At 71.0% G+C, this 14,641-nt stretch carries 11 protein-coding genes; 4 read left to right on the top strand and 7 right to left on the bottom strand.

The features are described from left to right. Positions 1-38 precede the first annotated feature (38 nt). The 6 genes from ACIRR9_RS37420 to ACIRR9_RS37395 form a co-directional block, all read right to left on the bottom strand. Positions 39-2,444: a type IV secretory system conjugative DNA transfer family protein gene (locus ACIRR9_RS37420; protein ID WP_403761442.1), complete on the bottom strand. Its 2,406-nt coding sequence runs from the start codon at positions 2,442-2,444 to the stop codon at positions 39-41. Then, positions 2,441-4,297: a VirB4 family type IV secretion system protein gene (locus tag ACIRR9_RS37415; protein ID WP_403761439.1), complete on the bottom strand. Its 1,857-nt coding sequence runs from the start codon at positions 4,295-4,297 to the stop codon at positions 2,441-2,443. Before ACIRR9_RS37415 ends, ACIRR9_RS37420 begins: the two co-directional genes overlap by 4 nt. After that, positions 4,294-5,244, bottom strand: coding sequence for a PrgI family protein (locus ACIRR9_RS37410; protein ID WP_403761436.1), 951 nt, complete (start codon positions 5,242-5,244; stop codon positions 4,294-4,296). Before ACIRR9_RS37410 ends, ACIRR9_RS37415 begins: the two co-directional genes overlap by 4 nt. Before the next feature lie 7 nt (positions 5,245-5,251). Continuing rightward, positions 5,252-6,946, bottom strand: a complete 1,695-nt coding sequence (locus tag ACIRR9_RS37405) for a hypothetical protein (protein ID WP_403761433.1) — start codon at positions 6,944-6,946, stop codon at positions 5,252-5,254. A 275-nt stretch (positions 6,947-7,221) separates the two neighbouring features. Next, positions 7,222-7,494: a hypothetical protein gene (locus tag ACIRR9_RS37400; RefSeq protein ID WP_403761430.1), complete on the bottom strand. Its 273-nt coding sequence runs from the start codon at positions 7,492-7,494 to the stop codon at positions 7,222-7,224. A 429-nt stretch (positions 7,495-7,923) separates the two neighbouring features. Beyond that, positions 7,924-8,712, bottom strand: coding sequence for a hypothetical protein (locus ACIRR9_RS37395; protein WP_403761427.1), 789 nt, complete (start codon positions 8,710-8,712; stop codon positions 7,924-7,926). Positions 8,713-9,181: 469 nt separating this feature from the next. Here ACIRR9_RS37395 and ACIRR9_RS37390 point away from each other — a divergent pair, with 469 nt between their 5' ends. Both ACIRR9_RS37390 and ACIRR9_RS37385 read left to right on the top strand, forming a co-directional pair. Then, entirely contained in the window at positions 9,182-9,853 is a 672-nt protein-coding gene (locus ACIRR9_RS37390; RefSeq protein ID WP_403761424.1) for a hypothetical protein, read from the top strand. A 22-nt stretch (positions 9,854-9,875) separates the two neighbouring features. Beyond that, positions 9,876-10,856 (top strand): TRM11 family SAM-dependent methyltransferase, encoded by a 981-nt coding sequence (locus ACIRR9_RS37385; protein ID WP_403761421.1) that lies wholly within the window; start codon positions 9,876-9,878, stop codon positions 10,854-10,856. Positions 10,857-11,185: 329 nt separating this feature from the next. Here the strand turns inward: ACIRR9_RS37385 and ACIRR9_RS37380 are convergent, their stop codons facing one another. Next, the gene (locus ACIRR9_RS37380; RefSeq protein ID WP_403761418.1) at positions 11,186-11,908 is read right to left on the bottom strand and encodes a hypothetical protein; all 723 of its coding nucleotides are present in this window, start codon (positions 11,906-11,908) and stop codon (positions 11,186-11,188) included. 457 nt (positions 11,909-12,365) lie between these two features. Between ACIRR9_RS37380 and istA the strand changes: the two genes are divergently transcribed. Together istA and ACIRR9_RS37370 are read left to right on the top strand one after the other, a co-directional pair. Continuing rightward, entirely contained in the window at positions 12,366-14,003 is a 1,638-nt protein-coding gene (gene istA, locus ACIRR9_RS37375; protein ID WP_403761414.1) for an IS21 family transposase, read from the top strand. Positions 14,004-14,015: 12 nt separating this feature from the next. Continuing rightward, positions 14,016-14,641: ATP-binding protein (locus ACIRR9_RS37370; RefSeq protein ID WP_403761411.1), on the top strand; the 626-nt coding region annotated here is incomplete at its 3' end.

The raw sequence follows: 14,641 nt of genomic DNA, 5'->3' as shown, positions 1-14,641 counted from the left end.
GAGGGTGAATTGAGCGGAAGAGGGTGTGCTTCAGGGCTTCAGGGGCGGGTGGTCGGGCGTGATCCGGTGCGGCCGCCGGCTGCCGCGCGCAGGTCCTTGGCCCGGCCGGGCACCGCAGGCGACAGCGGGCGGGTGGTGAGGGTGAAGGCGGCGGATTCCGCCCCGCCGGCCAGCAGGTGGGCGGCGGCCTGGTACGGGCCGAGGTGAGCGAGATCGTGCGCTGCGAGCGTCGGCAGCGTGTGTCGTTCCAGCGCGTTCGCGTCTTCCGGGGAGGCGTTGAAGAAGATCTTGCTGCGGGCGTTGGCGGAGATGCCTTCGCGCAGGTCACGCGGGAGCTGAGCGAGGTGCTGGTGGGCCAGCAGCATGGAGAGCCGGTAGCCGCGGGCCTCGGCGAGCATGTCCTCCAGCGGGTACGGCAGGGTGAGGAAGTTGTGGGCCTCGTCGATGCTCAGCGTCGCGTCGATCCGGGTGTGTTCGGGGGTACGGGCACGGGCTGCTGCCGCCTGCCAGGTGCCGGCGACGATGAACGAGCCGAGCAGCCGGGCGGTCTCCTCGCCGAGCGCTCCCTTGGGGAGACGGGCGAGGAGGATGCCGCCGTCGAGCACGCTGGCGAGGTCGAAGGTGGAGGGCCCGGCGGCGATGGCGCGGCGGGCGAAGTCACGCAGCAGGAAGGCCCGCAGCTTGTTCATCACTGGGCCGACCACGGCCGCTCGGGAGGGCTCGGACATCGACTCGTACCAGGCCCAGAAGCCTCGCAGCACCGGGTCCTTGAGCGCGGGGATGATCCGCAGCCGGAAGGCGGATTCGCCGAGGAGGCGGGGAACGTCGGCGAGGGTGACCAGCTGGCGGGTGCGCTCGCGGTGCTTGAGAAGGGTGAGACAGGCGGCGCGCATCACGTCGTCGGTCCGCGGCCCCCAGAAGGCGGTGAAGATCCGGCGGAAGATGCCGGTGATGTTGTCGACGACGACGTCGATGTCCGTGCCGTCGAGGACGTTCAGGCAGGGCGGGGTGTGCGGGTCGTCGGGGTCGATGAGGACGAGACGGTCGGCGCAGGTGTCGGGGAGGCGGTCCAGAAGGTCGGTGATCAGGTCGCCCTTGGGGTCGATGACGATGACGCCGCGGTGGTGGCGTACGTCGTCCAGGGCGAGGTTCGCGATGAGGGTGGACTTGCCGGAGCCGGTCGCGCCCATGACGTGGAGGTGGTGGCGGGCGTCGGGGACGGCGAGTCCGACGCCGCGGCGGGCGCCGGTGTCCGAGCGTCCTAGAGGCTTGACCCCGGTGCCGGGTGCTGGTTGGGGGACTTGCGGGGGTGGCAGGACCGAGCGGGCGCCGGCTCGTTGGACGCCGGGGGCGTCCGGGTCGGTGGGTAGGTGGGCGAGGGCGGCGAGTTCCGGTACCGAGAGCAGGGCAGGGTGTGAGCGTGGGAACTCCCGGGCTCTCAGGTGTGGTTCGGGGTTGCGTAGGCGGGTGCGGGCCAGGTAGTTGCGGTCGGCGTACAGGCCGAAGGCGGAGGCGAGCGCGTGAGCTCGTCCGCGCGCCACGTCCTGAGCGCGTTCAGTTTTGGGGCTGCAGGTGGCGGCGTAGGTGATGGCGCACTGCCACTGGGATCCGGAGAGCTTGGCAGCCGATTGCCGTACGGCGGTGGCGTGTTCGGGGTCTTGTTTGCCGGTGGCGACGGGCTGGGCGCGGTGGAGGAGGAGCGCGGCCAGGGCGGGGAGCCGGTGGGGAGTCTGACCTGCTTTGAGGCGGCGTGCCTGGCGGCGGGCTCGGCGCAGCGCACTGCCGGTGGCTGGGCGGGCCAGGATCTGGACGCAGGCGGACTCGTCCTCGGACATGCCGGTCGCGGCCTGCAGGAGTGCGCGCAGCGGATCGGTGGCGTGATCGGTGCGCACGGGGAGGACGTCGGGGCGGGCCAGTCGGAGCCGGCCGGCGGTCACTTCGTGCGCCGGTGGCAGCAGGGGGCTGGGCTCGGTGACGCGGGTATGGGCACCGGGCCATGCGGCTTCTACGGCGCGGCGTACGAGGCCGATCGGGACGGTGCCGGGGACCCAGAGGCGGATGCCCAGGCCGGTGTGGGACCAGGTGTATTCGAAGGCGAGATGGGGCTGGCCGGTGAGGATCCGGCGCCACCATGGTCGTAGGAGCCCGGACAGCTGGGCCCAGAGGACTTCCCCGCCTTTGGGGGCGGCCTGGGGCGGAGCCAGGAGCTCCACCCAGCGGGCGCCGGTGGTGAGGCGTTGCTGCCGAAGGCGCAGCAGTCGGCGCCGGGCGGCGTGCCCACAGGCTGTGCACGCGAGGGCCGTGGGGATCAGGATGGGGGCGGACGCTGCGCACCAGTCCACGGCCGTGGTGAGCGTCGCCGTGCCGAGGGCTCCCGGGTGGGTCAGGAAGTCGACCAGCCATCCGTGCGGCTGGGCGGCGGCCGGCCAGCCGTGCCCGGTCACGGCGCCCACCCCTCATCTGCCTCGGACCCATCGGCGTAGAGGTTGTTGGGGTCATGGCGGTCGTCTTCGTACTGGGCGGCGAGTTCGCCTGGATCCGTGGTGATCACTTCATGCTCGCCGGGAGCCGCGATGCTGATCAGAGCGACCTTGTGGCGGCGGTCACCGGTCAGCAACAGCGCCTCGCCGCGGCCGGCGGAGAGCAGGAACTCCCGCTCGCCGTGGCAGAGGTGGAAGGTGACGCTGATCGTGTCGATGGCCTGCGGGGCCTGGCGCAGCAGGACCTGGGTGGCCGCGTTCGACACGATGGCCCGGCCGAGCGGGGAGGCGAGGACGTCGTCGGCGTCCTGGGTGACCACGGCCAGGCCGGTCCAGTACTTGCGGGCGGCCTTGGCCATGCGGAACAGAAACCGGGCGCCGGCCCCGTCGCGCATCAGCAACCACGCCTCGTCGACCACCACCAGATGGCGGCCAAAGCCGCGGCGGGAGGTGACCTGCCGCCAGATCGCGTCCAGAGCCAGCAGCATGGCCGGGGCCTTGACCTCCTCCGGAAGCTGCCGGAGAGCGAAGACCACCAGATGCCCGGCGGTGGCTGCGGTGCTGGGGCCGTTGAACAGCTGGGCGTGGGAACCACTGGTGTAGGGGACCAGCCGGTCGGCGAGCTCTGCCGCCGCCTGACTGCCGTCCTCAGCCAGGACGGCAGCCAGGGTGGTGAGCGTGGGTGCGGTACGGCTCCAGGTGCGCCGGTCGCCGGTGACTCCGGCACGCGCGTACGCGGCGAGGAAGGCCCGGTCGAGCGCCGCCTTCTCGGCCGCGGTCAGGTCGGTGCCCAGCAGGACGGCGACGAACGTGTGCAGGAACAGCACGCGCCGCGTCAGGACATCCTCTCCGCTGTCCGCCGCTGCCGGGAGGTCGAAGGGATTGAGGCGTACACCGTCTGCGCCGAGTGCGATGACGTTGCCGCCGACGGTTTCGGCGAGGCGGACGTACTCGTCCTCCGGATCGATCACCGAGGCCGTGACGCCGGTGAACAGCAGCCTGAGCAGCTCCAGTTTGGCCAGATACGACTTTCCGGCGCCGGAACGGGCCAGAGTGATCGAGTTGTAGTTGTCCTGAGCGAAGCGGTCCCACAGCACCGGGGCGCCGGAGACCGCGTTCAGCCCGTACAGCACCCCCGACGCCGTACCGTCCTCGTCGGCGGTGACTGGCAGGTCGGGGCTGGTGAAGGGGAAGCAGGCGGCGAGCGCGGCGGTGTCGAAGGTACGGCGGATCTTCAGTGTGTCGATGCCGAGGGGGAGAGTGGCAAGCCAGCCGGGAAGCGCCCGGTATGTCGTCGGGGCGACCGTCATGAGCAGCGACTCGGCGACCGCCCGTACCGCGGCTGCCTGCTCGGCCAGGCTCTCCTCGTTGGGGGCGTGCACCGTCAGGTAGAGGGCAACGTGGAAGAGTTTGCCCTCGCCGCGCGCGATCCGGTACGCGAGCTCGGCGGCGTCCGCAGCGGCGGCCTCGACCTCCGGGTCGTCCAGGTGCCCCTTGTCGAAGCCGGTGCGGCGGCCGGACTCCAGACGGGCCCGCTGCTTCTTCAGCCCGGCGGCCGCGATCGGGTTGGGGACGGGCTCGATGTGCAGGGCGATGTCGAGGTGCCCGGGGAAGTTCAGGAGTGGGGCGAGCCAGCCGGGGGCGACCTCGGCCGGGTAGCCGGTGACCACCAGCGTGGTGGCGAGGTGTGCGCCGACCGCGAGAGCGCGGGCGTGGACCTCGATGGCTTCGGGGCCGGCGACGTCGAGCAGTCCCGCGGTGTCAAGGCTGGGGGCTGGGGGAGCAGAGAGTCGCCTGCCGAGGCGGATTCGGGTCATGCGCGGTCACCTTCCGGCGCGGCAGCGGGCGGGATCGGGGTGTCGGGATTGCAGGCCGCGCCGACGAGGGCGGCGGCCCGATCGGCGTCGAGGGGGGTGACGGCGATCTCCGCAGCGGCCAGGGCCCGGGTTGCCTCATCGAGCCGTTGGAGCGTCCGTCCGTCACCGGCATTCCGCCGCAGCCCGTGTGGTGGGATCTCCTCGCGGGCGACCAGCACGATCTGCCGGCCGAGCAGGTTGTCGCCGGTGGCGAGGTCGGCAAGGAAATCGGCGTGTGAACGGGCGGCCCGCTCCAGCGCCGGGTGCGGCAGCGCGGCGGCGTCCTGCTGGAGGGAGTCGGCAAGCGGGGCGAGATCGATGCGGTGGCAGCGGACCAGCAACTGGGTCGGCCCGGTCAGGGAGTTGAGCCAACGCGCGAATGCCGCAGCCAAGCCTTGTTGTTCTGCCGCCGAACGCAGCTCGAAATTGACCGTGGAACACGTCGCCAGGGCCGCGGTGCCTTCGCTGCCCAGGTCAAGCACGCCAGCGGCGGTGATGCCGCCGTACGGCATGTCCATCGTTGCCGGAGGTGGTCCGGCGGCTCTGGCCCAGTGGTCGGGGACGACGGAGGGCAGCGGAGGGATGCCTTCCGGGGCGTGCACCCTGCGCTTGGGGGTGCGGGCGTGCCGGAGGGCGGCGGTCAGGAACCGGTCCAGTCCGATGCCTTCGCGTTGGCCGAGCGCGAGCGCGGCCACGGCTCCGGCGACGGGGATCACCATGACCGCGTAGGCGAGCGGCGTCATGAAGGAGCGGGTGGCCCACCAGCCGCCGTACAGCACGAGTCCCGCGGTGGTGAGGACGGCGGTCTGCTGAGCGGTGAAGGGTCCCAGGAGGCGGTCGGGGCGGGAAATGTCGGCAGGGATGCGGGTGGCATGCGGGGCCTGAGCGGTCTCGTCGGACGGGTTCACGGACGGTCTACCTCCGGGGCGGTTCGAGGGGGAGCCGCAGTTGCATGGGGCGCGGTGGGCGGGCTGGGACTCGCCGTGCGGGAATGGGCAGGGCCAGTTGGCGTGCGCGGGGTGCGTTAGCGGGGCGGGCCGGGGGTGGTGTGGCGGGCAGGGCTCGGGCTGCCGGAGTTGCCGGGGATGAGGCCGGGACGCGCTCGGCGCGGATGGGCAGCCACAACTGGGTGGACCGGCCAGGACTGGCCGGAGCGCGTTGGGCGTCGATCGGCAGGGTCAATTGCCGACGCCGCCGCGCCTGAGCGGGGTGGATCACAGTGCGGGGACCTCCCGGTGTACGAACGGGGGGATTGACGGCACGGCCGGGGCGCCGAGACGTCTGGGCGCGGGCCCTGGCACCCGCCGTAGACGCCGGTCGCGCGCCACCGGTGCCCGCGCGACGCCCGCCTGGCTGCCCGGCCTGAGCACCTTGGGCGGACTGGCTGGCTGAGGGTTGGCCGACTGCGGGCGATCGGCCGGCGGGGCGGGCCAGGGCCCCACGCCCGTGGGCGAGCAGCGCACGACCCCACCCCCGGGCCCCGCGGGCGGGACCACGACCGGGCCCCGGCCCGGTTGCAGGTGGTCGGCCACCGCCACCGCCTCGTCCTGGGCGGATGCCTCCGCGGCCTCCCGGTCCACCGCGGCCAGGGCCGAACCCGGCGCCTCCCACGCCTCCTGCGCCTCCGCCGGGTCGGTGGGGCAGCTGGCGGATGCCCGGCAGGTAGTGATCCATCAGGCGGTACACGGCCAGGTGCTTGAGGACCCGCACTCCGGCAGGGGCGTGCGGGTTGTGCACGGGGGTGCCGCGCAGAACGACCTGGAGAGTCCAGCCGGGAATCTTGAACAGCACCCAGAACAGGGCCACTCCGGCAAGCATCGTGCCCAGCTGGTCGGAGTGGGCGATGCCCAGGGTCGTGGCACCGGGGGCGAAGAAGAGCTTCAGAGCGAGGATGAAGGCCGTCGATTGGGCGAGCTGGATGGCCATGCAGCCGGCCAGTCCACGCCACCACAACCGTGCGACAGGATCGGTGAGCGGGTGAGCGTGACACGCCAGCATCAGCGGTGCGGCCACGGCGAGCAGCGCTATCACCGCGACGCGCACCAGGAACCCGATCAGTACCGCGAGCACCAGAGCGATCATCACGATCGCGAGGATGAGCAGGTACAGCTTCAGCCCGGCTACGCCGAACAGGGCGAAGGGCAGGACGCGTTCGACCATGCCCTGCCCGGCGTCCGACATGTCGGTGGTCATGATTGCGTGAGCCATGGCGTTGGACAGACTGATCGCCTTGCCCATCACGGTCAGCGAGGTGGCAGCCGCGATCATGCCGAGCAGCAGGCGCGGGGCGATCTGCCGGATGGCGTAGCGACTCTGGACGGTCTCGTAGCCCATGACCGTGATGCCGCCCGCGGTCACGAACAGCACGTAGATCCCCGTCGTGATGCCCAGCATCGCGGCCCACAGCCGCTTGATGTCGGCCTGCCGGGTGACATCCGGGGTGGCCAGCAGGGTGTCGGCGAGGAACTCGCGGACCGGCTTCATGATCTGCTCGATCAGCATGCCGAGGAACGAGGTGATCGCGTTCACGATCATGCCGGGGATGTCGAGGAAGTCCCAGCTGGTGCCCTTGTCGCATCCGACGCCGGTCGCTTCGCATGCGGACGGCATGGGGCCCGGTGACGGTGCTGGTGGCGAGGGCTTCGGTGCGGGTGCGGGGTGACCCGGTGTCGGGGGCGGATCAGGTCTCGGCTCAGTTCCGGGACCGGGCGTGGAAGCGGAGGGGCCAGGAGCGGGCTGAGGTTCGGGTGGCAGCGGAGCCACAGGCGCCCGAGTCGCCGCATACGCCGGGCGCATGGCGGTGGAGGTGGCCACCACCGGTACCAGGACGAAGACGGCCAGAGCGAGCAGCGCGGGCACAGCGCGGGCGCGGCGCCCGCCGGGAGTCACCGCCCGCCTCCGTCCGCGCCGACGATGCCCTGCAACACGGTCACGATCACCGGGGCGAGGACCGCCAGCCCGTAGCCGATGGCCGCGGCCCTCAACGCCCTCTTTGCGGCTTCGACTTCCCCCGGGTCACCGCCGGCCATCAGATAGCGTAGCCCACCGAAGGTGAGGAACAGGGTGGCCAGTGCGGTGAGGAGGCCGATGATCCAGTCCCGCAGATTGTTGATGACGGTCGGGATGTCGGCGACCGCCCAAACGTGAGGCGCCTGCATAAGGAGCGCGCACGTGGTGAGGGCAGTGGTGCAAACGAGCCGGAGGGACCAGCGGGCGAGCGGTCGGCGTGGCCGAGGGAACCTTGCGGGCAAGACAGCACACCTCCATCGGGGCACACAGCCGGACGGGAGCGGGAGGGGACGAGGACGCCGCAGGGGCGTAGAAGAGACGGTGCGGGGCGAGCAGACCCTTGGCCCGGGCGCCGACCTCCTCGCGGAAGTGCGGCAGCAGGCGGTTCTCGGGTGTCAGCACGAGACGGTCGTGCTCACCCCGCACGGTGTCGCGGAGCTGTGGTCCGGGGCGTCGGCCGCCGCCCCGGACCACGACAGACGGTCCGACACAAAGCCGGGCGGGCCGCCGTCACCGTGAATAGAGATCCCGGTGACGGGAATTGACATCCCACCACCGAACATCCCCCGGCCGGCCGCCTACTGCTCCTGCAACTGGCACCGCAGATGGGTGGCCAGGTGCTGCTCGGCAGTGCTGCGGTGCCGGTAGAGCTGACGCACGCTCACCCCGCGCTCGGCCGCCAAGCGGTCCATGGGCTCGCCGCCGAGGCGGGTACGGGCGATCAGCCGGGCTTCGGACACGTCCACCACGCGGGCCTGTACGGCGCGGGCCAGCACGGTGAACTCGTCCGCCGGCTCACCGTGCTCTGCCTGGGGGACGGAGCAGAGGTGGTCGAGGAGCAGCGCCGCCGGGACGGTTTCTCGGTTGGCGCGACGGTGTGCTGCGTACACCAGTCGGTGCACGGCCCGGTCGGCGGCGCTGAACAGCTCCCGGTCAAGCCGCTCCGCCCCGGGGGCGAGTGTGCGCAGGGCTGCGGCGACGGCGGCCAGGGCTTCCTGCTCGACTTCGGCGCGCTCCAGGTGAACGGGGCGGGCCAGCCGGGCGAGCATCCGGCGCAGCACCGGAACCGTCATGGCGACCGCCACCACGTCCCACGGCTCGCCCAGTTCGTGGGCGCGCCGGATCACCTCGTTCCAGGTCCGTTCACGCAGTTCGGGCCGAGTGGAGGGGTGGGCGAGATGCGTGCGCACCCGGTCGACGGGCCACGCCGTGCGGTCCGGGGCGTCGCACACCAGGTGCGCGGGCAGCGTGAGCGGCTCCACCCTGTGAGCGAGGGCGAGGAACGCCTGCTCCAGTTCCCCGAGCGGTGAGCGCGCGGCGCTCTCCGGGTGGACGACAGGGCGGTTGGCGTGGTGACGGTGGTGCATGGCGCATCTCCCGTGAGCGGTGCGGACAACTTCCGCCGCCACCCCTCCCAAGCCTTCGTGCCATCAACGACCCACCCCCACGCCAACGCCGTGCCTGCCGCGGTCGAATGGTCCGGCGCGTGCGATGGCCTGACACTGGCCCGCCCTTGATGACCTGATGCGACGCGTCAGCCGCCGGAACGGGAATCGAACACAGAAAATCTCGGCTCCGGTTTTCCGTCCTCGCTGTGCGGTGAACTGAGGTGGCCCGGCGGTGGCTCGGTGCTGGCGCGCCACTGGTTCGCATACGTGATGACCTGCACAGACATGGTGCGCGGCGGGGGCGACCGGGGACACCTTCTAGCGTGCAGCGGCAGCTGACCGCTGGTCGAACACGTGCCCGGCGATGGCAAAGATCGGCTGCTGAGTTCCTATTACTTCACGTCAGCACGAGACGGCCGCACCCACGATCCCGGGCGCCACCCCGCCCATGTCGAAGACTCCGTCCCGCCGCTCCACCGCTTCCCGCCCGCATACGTCCAGCCCCCTGCCGACGACGATCTGGTTCCCCGACCCGGACGAGCCCAACGCCGCCCCCATCCCCGGCGCGGTACTGCCCGCCTGGGCGATCGACAAGGTCCGCACCGAGTTCATCGGCCGCCCCGACCACGGGCCCGCCCCGCTGTTCAAGATCGCGATCCGGGACATGGCGCCCGGCATGGACGCCCGGATCCCGTGCACGTCCTTCTCCTCCAAGACCGACGCCGAAGACGTCACGGTCAAGCCGCCCATTCTTCTTGCTGAGCTTCACCCCGACGCCCTCCCCGCCCCCGCAGGCGACCTGCCGGCCAGCCCGAGCGAGATGCCCGGCGCACTGGAGGACGGCTGGCCCGGCTTCTTCCACCGCGCCCACCGGCTCCTCCCCACAAACGGCTTCCTGCTGCTGGCCACCCGCCAGCGCCGCGACTCCGGACGCCTCACCGACCCGCTCGGCACGCTGATCGCATCCGCCCGCACCGCTGGCTTCCGCTACCTCCAGCACATCGCGGTCGTCTACGGCCCCCCAATCGGCAACCGCTTCGTCCCCGCACCGCCCCCGGACGCATCCCGCGGCGTCGCGCACTGCGACCTGATCGCACTCTCCGCGATCACCCACGCGTAGACCGAGGAACAGGACAACCGCAATGCCCTCCCCCCTCTCGGTGTGGAACACCGCCCCGACCTCCGCCCCCGCCCAGCGCGCCGACCGATACGTATCCGGCTCCGCCGCCCACCCCGCCAAGATGCTCCCGCAGATCGCCGCCCACGCCATCACCACCTACACCCGCCCCGGCGAACTGGTCCTGGACCCCATGTGCGGCATCGGCACCACCCTCGTCGAAGCCATCCGCCTCGGCCGCCACGCCCTGGGCACCGAGTACGAACCGCGCTGGGCCGACCTGGCCCGGGCCAACGTCACCCACACCCTGCAGGCGACGGAAGGCGGCAGCGGACAGGTCGCATGCGGCGACGCCCGCCACCTCACCGACCTGATCGACGAACGCCACCACGGCAGGATCGCACTCGTCGTCACCTCACCGCCGTACGGGAACTCAGTGCACGGCCAGGTCCGCTCCAGCCGCGAGACCGGCGACCGCGGCGTGGTCAAGAAGGACTACCGCTACAGCCACGACCCCTCCAACCTCGCCCACGTCTCCACCGAGCAACTCCTGGACGCCTTCGCAGGGATCCTCACCCAGTGCCGGCTCGTCCTGCGCCCCGGCGGCACCGTGGTCGTCACTACCCGCCCCTGGCGCGAGCAGGGCGAACTCATCGACCTGCCCTCCGCTGTCCTCGCCGCCGGCCAGGCGGCCGGACTGACCCCCACCGAACGCTGCGTCGCGCTCCTGGCCGGGATTCGTAACAGCCGCCTGATCATGCGTCCGTCGTTCTTCCAGATGAAGAATGTGCGCGACGCCCGCCGCCAGGGCATCCCACTTGCCGTGATCCAGCACGAGGACGTCCTGGTCTTCACCCGCCCCGCCCTCACCCCGATGTGCCCCGCCGGCCACACACAACTGCCCAATACACCGCGATGCACGACCCGGGGTACCCGTACACCGGCCACCGGAAAGACGTGCCGTTCTCGCACATGCATGCCAGAAGGCAATCGCGGCGAACGCTGATGGCGGACGTCGACTCGGACCTCAACCCCCGGACGCGCGGCTCCCGGCAGGTGGTCCGGCAGTGGCTCGCAGGTGGCTCGCGCACCAGGCTTCCTGCATAAACGCCACCTCCGCATCACCCTGCGCGCGAGCAGCACCGGGTTCTTTCGACCACCGCTCGTGACGGGCGTCAAGGCAGTTGACCGCCCCATGGCTGCCAAGGAGCGGTCCGTCACCGCTTTGAACCCCACTGGGCGCGGTTCGCGGAGTCGGTGGGAAAGCGAGGACGTGAGCCGCCGGGCCCGTTCCTCTTCTGGACTGGAACGGGCCCGGCGTGCCTCGTCGATGGACTACACGGTCCGTTCCGGCATCGCCGCGCGGTAGGTGCGCGGGCGGTCGGTGACCTGTTCGACGAGGCCCTGCCTGGCGAGAGTGGCGAGGGCATTGGCGATGGCGCCGGAGGAACGGTCGATCACGCGGCTGATCCGGGTGGCCGTGAAGGCTTCACCGGGGTGGGCGTTGAGGTGGTCGGTGACGAGTTGGCGGAGGCCTCCGGGGGCGAGTCGCTGGTTTCCGCCGGGCAGGGAGCCACCGGGGGCGAGGCTGGTCGGCACCGCGCGTTCGGTGTGCTGGGCAGGAGTGGGAGCGGCGGTCTTCTCAGGCTCCGGGGCATCACAGGTGCTCTCACTCCTGTCCGCCGTGGGCGCGTCCGGCACCGCGTCAGAGTCGGTGACGTCCGCAGCCGGTTCGCCGGCGGATGTCGCGTCGGTCATTGGGTCGACCGGGCCCTTTTGGGCGGCGGCCTTGTCGGGCGCCGCACAGGAATCGACGGTGGTGGCGCACCAGAGGTCAGGGCGGCGGCAGGGTCCGTTCTGGATCCCGCGGTCGCGGCGGGCGAGACCGCGTTTCTCGAGCGCGACAAGAGCCTTGAAGGTGCTGGAGCGGGCGGCTCCGGCTGCACTGGCGATGTCGTCGACGGCGGCCGGTTCGGTGAAGGCGACCAGCTGGGTGTAGACGGTGATGGCGGCGGGGGCCAGGTCCGCCAGTTGATCGACCGTCGTGGTCTGGGACATGAAGGGGCCTCGTTTCCTGAGAGGTGAAGAGGTGAGGTCCCCGGCCGGGGTGCGGTCCCGTGCGGGCCGCTGGTGTCGCCGGCGCGTGCGCATCGCGGGTGATCCGGGCTGACGGGGCCGACGACGTGGTGGATCGCGGTGGTCCGTGATCCCCCTCGGCGGTCGGCCGCGACCATGGACGCTCGGATACGGGTATGAAGTCAAGCGCTGGTTATCCGCTCGGTGTCCGACCAACTCAGGGGCGGCCGTTATGTGGCAGAAGGGCGTTGCGGAGCGAGTCCGATGGCGCCTATGTCAATCAGGCGGCGGGTGGCTGTGAACGGCTTCTCTGGCCCCGGTGGAACGAGTCCGTTGGCCCCAGGGGCTTGATCAGGAATTGAGTGTTCGTCAGAAGTGGCCCCAGGTGCGGTCTTGCGGTGGGAGCATCAGTTGTGCTTCCGACAGCCAGGGGGCCCGAATGGACGGCCCGAGATCCAAGGTTGAGCTCTTCGCGGCGATCCGCCGGGACTCGCGTACGGAGAAGCTGTCGATCCATGAGCTCTCCCGCCGCTACGGGGTCCACCGGCGGCTGGTCCGCGAGGCACTGACTTCACCGTGGCCTACTCCGCGTAAGCCGATGCCTAAGCGTGCATCGGTCCTGGACCCGTACAAGCACCTGATCGACGCGATCTTGCGCGCCGACCTGAATGCTCCGCGCAAGCAGCGTCACACCGCCAAGCGCGTCTTCGACCGGCTGGTGGACGAGCACGGCATGGACAACGTCTCCTACGGCCGGGTCCGCGACTACATCAAGCGCCGCCGGCCCGAGATCTGGGTCGAGGAGGGCCGTGGACCGCCCGCTGTGTTTATCCCGCAGACCCACCGGCCCGGCGAAGAAGCCGAGGTCGACTTCGGCGACGTCTACATCACCCTCAACGGCGTGCGCACCCTGTGCTACCTGTTCGTTTTCCGGCTCTCCTTCTCCGGGAAGGCTGTCCACCGCATCTTCGTCTCACAGGGACAGGAAGCCTTCTTCGAAGGCCATCTCCACGCTTTCCAGGTGCTGGGCGGCCTGCCGCGTGGCAAGGTGCGCTACGACAACCTCACCTCCGCCGTCGCCCGGGTCCTCGGCTTCACCCGGGCCCGCGTGGAGACCGACCGCTGGACGGCGTTCCGCTCATGGGCCGGCCTGGAGGTCTTCTACTGCACGCCGGGCATCGACGGCGCCCACGAGAAAGGCGGCGTCGAAGGGGAAGTCGGCCGATTCCGCCGCAACCACCTCGTGCCCGTTCCCGAAGTCACCACCCTCGCCGAGCTCAACGCCCGCATCGACGCATGGGACCAGCAGGACGACCACCGCCGGATCGGCGAGCGCCCCCGCACCGTCGGCGAGTACTTCGCCATCGAGAAGCCCCTGCTGCAACCTCTGCCCGAGGACCACTTCGAGACCGGACGGCTCCTGACCCCGCGAGTGGACCGCTACGCGCAGATCACCGTGCGGATGAACCGCTACTCGGTACCGGTGCGACTGATCGGCCGCCAGGTCCGCGTCCTGCTGCACGCCTCGGAGGTGGTGGTCTACGACGGCCGCACCGAAGTCGCCCGCCACGAGCGCCTGGCCACCCGCGGCGGCAGCCGCCTGGACCTGGACCACTACCTGGAAGGACTGCTGCGCAAACCCGGAGCACTGCCCGGCGCCACCGCGCTGGACCAGGCCCGGGCGGCGGGAAAGTTCACCCCGGTGCACGACGCCTGGTGGGAGGCCACCAGCCGCGCACACGGCGACGCGGCCGGCACCCGCGCGCTGATCGAAGTCCTGCTGCTGCACCGGCACATGAGCCACGACCACGTCGTCGCCGGGATCGCCGCCGCCCTACAGGCCGGGGCCCTGACCTCGGACGCGGTCGCCCTGGAAGCACGCCGAGCCGCCGAACGCGAGACCCCGAGCGAGGCCGGCCCTGACACCGCACTCGGGCGGATCGTCTCCCCTGTGGTCTCGCTGACTGAACGCCGTCTGGCCGCGCTGCCGCCCGACTCACGTCCGCTGCCGTCGGTGGCGGCCTACGACCAACTCCTGCGTCATACCCGGCCGTCGGCCGGGCGTCCCACCAGTTAAGGGAGTCCCGCCATGAGCGTCACCCGTCACCGCGGACTGACCGAACCAGCTGCTGACGCAGCCATTGATGCCGCCTGCCGCAACCTGCGGCTGCCCACCATGCGCGGCCAGTTCTCCGAGCTCGCCGACGCAGCGGCCCGCGACCAGATGACCTACCGCGGGTTTTTGGCCGAGCTGCTGATGGCCGAGTGCGACGACCGCAACCGCCGCCGCTCCGAGCGCCGGATCAAAGCCGCGGGCTTCCCCCGCGAGAAGGCACTGCGCACCTTCGAGTTCGACGCGAACCCCGCCATCGACCCAGCCGCCATCCACACCCTTGCTTCCTGCGAGTGGGTCCGCAAAGGGCTGCCGCTGTGTCTGATCGGCGACAGCGGCACCGGCAAGTCGCACCTGCTGATCGCGCTGGGCACCGAGGCCGCGATGGCCGGCTTCCGGGTCAAGTACGTCCTGGCCACCAAGCTGGTCAACGAGCTCGTCGAAGCGGCCGACGAGAAGGTGCTGACCAAGACGATCGCCCGTTACGGACGGGTCGATCTTCTCTGTATTGACCTATGCCGAGACCGCGACTATGCCGAGCTTGAGGACCCTGAGCGGGGCTGCAGTTGGTGTGAGGGCCGTGATGCTCGGCATAGTCGCGG

The sequence above is a fragment of the Streptomyces sp. NPDC101234 genome (genome assembly GCF_044767525.1).
Lineage (GTDB): Bacteria > Actinomycetota > Actinomycetes > Streptomycetales > Streptomycetaceae > Streptomyces > Streptomyces sasae.
This window is presented reverse-complemented; position numbering and strand designations above follow the sequence as displayed.